Annotated in this window: 5 protein-coding genes; 4 read left to right on the top strand and 1 reads right to left on the bottom strand. The window is 66.4% G+C overall.

Going from position 1 to position 6683, the window contains the following annotated elements:
* Window positions 1–260: 260 nt before the first annotated feature.
* Both WEG36_04960 and WEG36_04955 read left to right on the top strand, forming a co-directional pair.
* On the top strand, window positions 261–518 hold the full coding sequence (locus WEG36_04960) for a hypothetical protein (protein MEX1256950.1): 258 nt from the start codon (window positions 261–263) through the stop codon (window positions 516–518).
* Window positions 519–891: 373 nt separating this feature from the next.
* Entirely contained in the window at window positions 892–1125 is a 234-nt protein-coding gene (locus tag WEG36_04955; GenBank protein ID MEX1256949.1) for a hypothetical protein, read from the top strand.
* 63 nt (window positions 1126–1188) lie between these two features.
* Here the strand turns inward: WEG36_04955 and WEG36_04950 are convergent, their stop codons facing one another.
* Window positions 1189–2187 (bottom strand): NADPH:quinone oxidoreductase family protein, encoded by a 999-nt coding sequence (locus tag WEG36_04950; GenBank protein MEX1256948.1) that lies wholly within the window; start codon window positions 2185–2187, stop codon window positions 1189–1191.
* A 236-nt stretch (window positions 2188–2423) separates the two neighbouring features.
* On the opposite strand from WEG36_04950, the gene WEG36_04945 reads away from it, so the two are divergent.
* A complete protein-coding gene (locus WEG36_04945) occupies window positions 2424–4325 on the top strand; it encodes an acyl-CoA dehydrogenase family protein (GenBank protein MEX1256947.1) in 1902 nt (633 codons plus the stop codon).
* Window positions 4326–4327: 2 nt separating this feature from the next.
* Window positions 4328–6649: a 3-hydroxyacyl-CoA dehydrogenase NAD-binding domain-containing protein gene (locus WEG36_04940; GenBank protein ID MEX1256946.1), complete on the top strand. Its 2322-nt coding sequence runs from the start codon at window positions 4328–4330 to the stop codon at window positions 6647–6649.
* Window positions 6650–6683 lie beyond the last annotated feature (34 nt).

The following is a 6683-nucleotide window of genomic DNA, read 5'->3' as shown; positions in this document are numbered from 1 at the left end:
AAGGACCGGCGGGTCCACAGGGCGATCCGGGTGCGACGGGAGCACAAGGCGAACCAGGCCCGACCGGTGCGCAGGGTCCGGAGGGATCCCAGGGGGAGCAGGGCCCTACCGGACCGCCGGGAGACACGGGTCTCCAGGGCCCCGAAGGACCGGCGGGTCCACAGGGACCGCAGGGTGATCCGGGCGGTCCTCCGGGACCCGCGGGTCCAGAGGGCCCTACCGGACCGCAGGGGCCTCCCGGACCGACTTCGGTCTCAATCGTGAGCGCCGAAACCGAAGCGACCAGCCTCCTCAACGGAGACCAGTACACCGTCACGGCCACCTGTAGCTCCGGAGTCCTGGTCGGAGGAGGGTCGCGCCTCGTCTTCGGACAGGTCAATGACTTTGGGAGGGCACTGGTCGCGGAGTCTTATCCCTCCAGTACGACCGCCTGGACAGTCGTTGCAGGGATTTCGGCTGGAAGCTGGGGCACGGGTGCCACCCTGACCGTTCAAGCGCATGCGGTCTGCGCTCCATGACGTGGGAGGCCCGGCGCCGAGTGGCTCCCTTTTCGGCCGCCCCCTTTCAGCCACGGGCCGTCGTCCCGGCGTTCCCGGACCGCAACATGGTGCTCGTGAGGCATTCCGAACCGTGAAGGAGATCAGAATGGAACGATTTGGAAACGTGGAGAGAGGGTGCAAAACCAGGGGTCAACGCCCCCGGACCCTGAAAGCATCTGCGCTCCTCCTACTGGGACTGATTCTCACAGCCTGCGATGGAAGCCCCCTCTCTCCGGAGCAGCAGCCCGATCCACAACTGTGTCAACGACTGGCGCAGGTCGTGGCCGGAGTTCCAGCCGAAGTTCCCATTCCGGCAGCCCTTCGTTCAGCGTTGATGCACGCGGCCGGCCCGATGGCATCGGGGCTCCCGGAGGGCGCGGCGACCTCCGCGCTCGTAAGCGCGACAACCGAGCTCGGAATGGGACTCGACGCTCTCTCCGGGGACTCGGAGTGCGGTGCTCTGATTTCCGCGGATGCGGCGCTGGAGAGGATTCCGGACGACCCGGCCAGCCTCCCGGATCGCACCGGAATTCGGCTGGTGCTCGACGTTGCGGCGCTGGCGCTCGTTCAGTGGGGAGTGCGATAGAAGATCCCACCAAGTGCACGATTCGCTGCGACTCCGCCGGGGGCCCGTATAGGGATCAGGCGCCTACGCCCGCCCTTCCGATCCGAGCCCGGTCGTGAGAACGATTTTCCCAACCACCTCCCGCGCGAGCAGCGCGTTCAGCGCGTCCGCGGCCCGTTCCAGCGGATAGGTCGCCGACACACGCGGATGGATCATCCCCTCCACATAGAGCCGAAAGAGCTCTCGAAAGTTCTTCGCGCTCGTTTCCGCCTCTCGCTCACGAAAGGCTCCCCAGAATACGCCGACGACCTGGCATCCTTTCAGTAGCACCAGATTGACGGGAAGCTGTGGGATCCGACCGGAAGCGAAACCCACGACGAGGAGCCGTCCCTTCCAGTTGATGCAACGGATCGCCTGATCGAAGGCATCTCCGCCAACCGCGTCGTAGATGACGTCCGCTCCCTGGCCACCCGTCAGTTCCTTCACCTGGTCCTTGAGGTTGCCATCGTCATAAGAGATGACTTCGTCCGCTCCGAGTTCCTTCGCCGCCCGGAGCTTCACGAGGCTTCCCCCGGCCGCGATGACACGCGCTCCGAGGACCTTCCCGAGCTCCACCGCCGCGAGCCCGACTCCGCCCGAAGCCCCGATCACTAGAAGTGTCTCGCCTGAGCGGAGCTCGCCCCTCTGCACGAGCGCGTGATAGGAAGTGCCGTACGCCATGGCGAAGGCCGCTCCTGTCGCATCGTCCATCTCGTCCGGCATAGCGAGCACTCGCTTGGCATCCGTCACCACCTCTTCCGCGAATCCTCCCCACCCCGTGACCGCGAGAACTCGATGTCCAACGCTCATCCCCTCGACGCCGGCACCCACTTCCAGGACTTCGCCGGAAATCTCGCTTCCCGGCGAAAAGGGAAGATCGGGCTTGAACTGGTATTTCCCCTGGATGATGAGCGTGTCGGGAAAGTTCACTCCGCAAGCACGCACGCCGATGCGGACTTCTCCCTTTCCTGGACTTGGGCTCTCGACCTCCTCGAGCACGAGGCGCTCCGGCGGACCATGCTCCTTGCATAAAATCGCGCGCATCTTTCGGGCCCTCTTGAGCGGAGTGCAAAGCCAGACCAGGCGACGCGAACTCACAACGCGAACACTCGCAGAGTACCGAGCTTCCCGGCCGCGATCAACGCCTGGATCGGCGCCGATTTCCTTCAATCTTCATGCGCTTGAGCGTTGGCTTGCGAGCACGGAGAGGGGTATGTTAACTATCCCCGGTTGACCCGGTTTTTCCTCGGTCTCCGGCCTTTCTCTCGACGGATGGACCCATGAGCACCTCGACTACCCAGTCCCCCGCGCCCACGGCTTCACCCCCGGCCAAACGGGACGTCTCGGAGCGCGAGGCGCGGAACGTCGCCGAGGCCGCCCGCGAAACCGAATGGACCAAGCCGAGCTTCGTCCGCGAGCTCTTTCTCGGACGGCTTCGGATGGACCTCATCGATCCCATCCCGGAACCGGCGCATCCCGACGGCGAACGAGGAGAGAAGTTTCTCCGCGACCTCGAGGCGTATCTGAAGACCGTGGACGCCGGAGTCCTCGACGCGGAGAAGGGGATCCCGCAGGAGATCCGCGACGGGCTAGCCAAGCTCGGCGCCTTCGGGATCAAGATTTCGCAGGAGTACGGCGGCCTCGGGCTCTCGCAGCGAACTTACTCGCGGGCGATCGCCCTCACGGGATCGCACTCCTCGACGATCAGCAGCCTTCTCTCCGCGCACCAGTCCATCGGTGTGCCGCAGCCCCTCAAGATCTTCGGGACGCCGGAGCAGAAGAAGAAGTATCTCCCACGCTGCGCGAAGGGTGCGATCTCGGGTTTCGCGCTGACGGAAGTGGACGTCGGGAGCGACCCCGCCCGCATGACCTGTGAGGCGACGCCGACGGAAGACGGCGAGGCCTTCATCCTGAACGGCAACAAGCTCTGGTGCACGAACGGAACCGTCGCCGAGCTCCTCGTGGTCATGGCGCGGACCCCAGGGGGCGAAGGAAAGAAGGCCGGGATCACGGCCTTCATCGTCGAGATGGCGTGGGAGGGCATTTCGGTCACCCACCGCTGCACTTTCATGGGATTGCCGGGAATCGAAAACGCGGTTCTCAAGTTCGAAAACGTCCGCATTCCGAAGGAGAATGTAATCCTCGCGGAGGGCCGGGGTCTCAAGCTCGCCCTCGTGACGCTCAACACGGGGCGCCTGTCTATTCCCTGGAACTGCGCGGCGGCCGGAAAGTGGTGCGTGCAAGTCTCGAGGGAATGGTCGTCCGTGCGTCGCCAGTGGGGCCAGAACATCGGGAAACACGAGGCTGTCGCCCACATGATCGCGGGGATGACCGCGGACACCTTCGCCATGCAGTCGGTCGCGGAACTCGGCGTCGCCCTCGCGGACTCCGGAAACTACGATATCCGCCTCGAGGCAGCGCTCGCGAAGCTCTACAACTCGGAAGTCGGTTGGCGCGTCGTGGACGATACGATGCAGATCCGGGGTGGAAGGGGTTACGAGACCGCTGAGTCGCTCGCGGCGCGGGGCGAGGCTCCGATCGCGGTCGAGCGGGCGCTCCGTTCGATGCGCATCAACCGGATCTTCGAGGGGTCGTCGGAGATCATGCGTCTCTTCATCGCGCGCGAAGCCGTCGATCCGCACCTTCAGAAGGCGGGAGCCGTCGCGGATCCGGACGCGAAGCTCGGGGCCAAGATCAAGGACTCGATCGGCCTCGGCTTCTACATGGCACGCTGGCTCGGAGGCACGCTCTTCGGGCGCGGTCGGATGGCCTATTCGAGATACGGCGCCCTCGCGGGGCACGTGGCTTATGCCGGCAAGGCGTCCCGCCGCCTCGCCCGAACCATCGCTCGCGCGATGGTTCGCTTCGGGCCGAAGCTGGAGCGCCGGCAGGCCGTGCTCTTCCGCCTCGTAGACGTCGGGGCCGAGATCTTCGCCATGTGCGCGACCGTCGCCTACGCCTCGCAAAAGCTCCGTGAAAATCCGTCCGACCGGTCGCCCGAGAAACTGGCGGACCTCGTATGCCGCCGGGCCCGCCGGCGGATCGAAGAACTCTTCGACCGGGTCTTCTCCCCGGTGGACCAGCCGGCGTACAAGCTCGCGCAGGAGGTCCTGGCCGGAGAGTATCGCTGGCTCGAGAAGGGAATCCTGCCGCCGCCCGCGCCCGAAGGAGTCGAGCGGTAGCCATGGCGGAGGGACGGCGGATTCGAACGGTCGGCGTCGTCGGCGCCGGCTCGATGGGGCGCGGAATTGCGGGGCTCGCCGCCTCGGCGGGCATCCCGGTCGCTCTGCTCGACATCCCTGGCGAAGGCGACCGGGACGGTCCGGCCCGGAAGGGGCTGGAGGCCGCGCTCAAGGCGTCTCCTCCCGCTTTCCTCGACCCGACCATGGCCTCCCTCGTCGAGATCGGGAACTCGGAGGACGATCTCGGGCGCCTCGCCTCGTGCGACTGGGTGATCGAGGCGATTCCAGAGCGGCCGGCGCCGAAGCAGGAGCTCTACGCGAAGCTGGAGGGGGTCGTGGGCCCCGACACCGTAGTGACGACGAACACTTCGGGGATCCCGATGACCGTCCTCACGCGAGGGCGGAGCGAGTCCTTCCGCCGCAATTTCTTCGGCACCCACTTCTTCAATCCTCCCCGCGTCATGCACCTCCTCGAGGTGATCGCGGGACCGGACACCGATCCGGAGGTCATCTCCCGAATCTCGGATTTCGCGGACCGGATCCTCGGAAAGGGCATCGTCCGGGCGAAGGACGTCCCCGGATTCATCGCGAACCGGCTGGGCGTGTTCGGTCTGGTCCACGCGATCCGCCTGACCGAAGAACACGGGCTCGCGATCGGCGAAGTGGACGATCTGACCGGCTCACTCCTGGGGCGTGCCCCCTCCGCCGTGTTCCGCACCTCGGACATCGTCGGCCTCGACGTCCTCGCGGACACGACGCAGGGGATCGGCGCGGCGACCGGCGAGGACCTCGGCCTTCCCGCCTGGGTGCGGCGGCTCATCGACAGCGGACGGCTCGGCGCGAAATCGGGGGCGGGCTTCTACAAGAAGGAGGGGAAAGAGATCCTCGAGCTGGACTGGAGGACGGAGGACTACCGGCCGAGGAGTTCGCTCCAGCTCAAGAACCTCGAAACGATCTCGAAACTTCCGCTCGACGAGCGGATCCGGGCGCTCCTCGCCCTCCGGGGAAAAAATGGCGCCTTTCTCAAGGCCCTCTTGGCCGGGACGCTCCAGTACACCTTTGAGAAAGCGCCCGGCCTCGCCTACGACCTTCCCTCGGTGGACCGCGCGATGGAGTGGGGCTTCGGGTGGGAGGTGGGGCCCTTCGGACTCGTGGACATGATCGGCGTCGGAAAGGTGAGGCGCCTCCTCGCGAAGGAAGGATTGAGCGAGCCCTCGCTCCTGGCTTCCGCCAAGAGGGCGATCTACAAAGAAGGGCGGAAGGGCATGCGAAAGGTACTCACCGCGGACGGGAAGTACGCGAAGGAAGATCTCGCTTCGGAAAAGATCTCCGCCGCCGCGCTCCGCAGGATGGAAAGGATCCTGGAGCAAAACGAGACCGCCGCGCTCCTCGACATGGACGACGGAGTGGCCCTCCTCCAGTTCCGCTCGAAGATGGGCACCCTCGGCGACGGCCCCGTGCGGGCCCTCCTCTCGGCGACCGAGCGCCTCGGCGCGGAGGGATGGAAGGGGCTCGTCATCGGACACGACGATCCGCGCGCCTTTTCCGCCGGCGCGAACCTCGTCGAGATGCTTCAGGCCGCCCAGGAAGGGCGTTGGGAGGCGATGGAAGCCCGGATCCGGACCTTCCAGGGGATGATCATGGGGTTGCGCAGGGCTCCCTTCCCGGTGGTCGCGGCCCCCTTCGGCCTCACCCTGGCGGGAGGCGCGGAGTTGGTCCTGCACGCCGACCACGTCCAGGCGCACGCGGAGCTCCAGATGGGGCTCGTCGAAGCCGGAGTAGGGCTCCTTCCAGCCGGGGGCGGGACGAAGGAGCTACTCTTCCGCTTCACCCAGGAAATCGGGCGGTTCTCCGAAACGGATGCGATCAAGGGGGTTCGCCATGCCTTCCGTCTCATCGCGACCGCCGAGGTGAGCGGAAGCGCCCTCCTCGCGCGCACCCTCGGATGGCTGCGCGACCGGGATGGCATCACGGCCAACCGGGATCGGCTCCTCGCGGACGCGAAGGCGCGCGTCCTCCTGCTCGCCCGCGACTACCTGCCTCCCCCCGGACAGCGCGTGACCGCACTCGGCGCCCGGGGCTTCGGGGATCTCCTCGTTTCGATCCAGGCGCAACGCGAGGCGAAGCGCGCGTCGGAACACGACGCCCTCGTCGGGCGGGAGATCGCCTACGTCCTCTGTGGAGGTGACGGCGCGCCGAGGACCGTGACCGAGACCGACATCATGGATCTGGAGCGGGAGGGCTTCCTTCGCCTCCTCGGCACGGAGAAGACCCAGGAACGCATCGCCTTTACCCTGAAGACCGGGAAGCCCCTGCGGAACTGACGCCAACGGGACTGCGCCCGAAGGACACGCGCAC

The sequence above is a fragment of the Gemmatimonadota bacterium genome (assembly GCA_040882465.1).
Classification (GTDB): Bacteria; Gemmatimonadota; Gemmatimonadetes; order Longimicrobiales; family Gaopeijiaceae; genus JBBEBG01.
The sequence above is the reverse complement of the archived record's forward strand: the minus strand, read 5'-3'. Positions and strand labels throughout refer to the sequence as shown.

Bases quoted from the DNA above. Each gene is read 5' to 3' on its own strand.
- WEG36_04955 (MEX1256949.1), top strand. From the start codon at position 892: ATGGCATCGGGGCTCCCGGAGGGCGCGGCGACCTCCGCGCTCGTAAGC.
- WEG36_04950 (MEX1256948.1), bottom strand. From the start codon at position 2,187: ATGCGCGCGATTTTATGCAAGGAGCATGGTCCGCCGGAGCGCCTCGTG.
- WEG36_04945 (MEX1256947.1), top strand. From the start codon at position 2,424: ATGAGCACCTCGACTACCCAGTCCCCCGCGCCCACGGCTTCACCCCCG.
- WEG36_04940 (MEX1256946.1), top strand. From the start codon at position 4,328: ATGGCGGAGGGACGGCGGATTCGAACGGTCGGCGTCGTCGGCGCCGGC.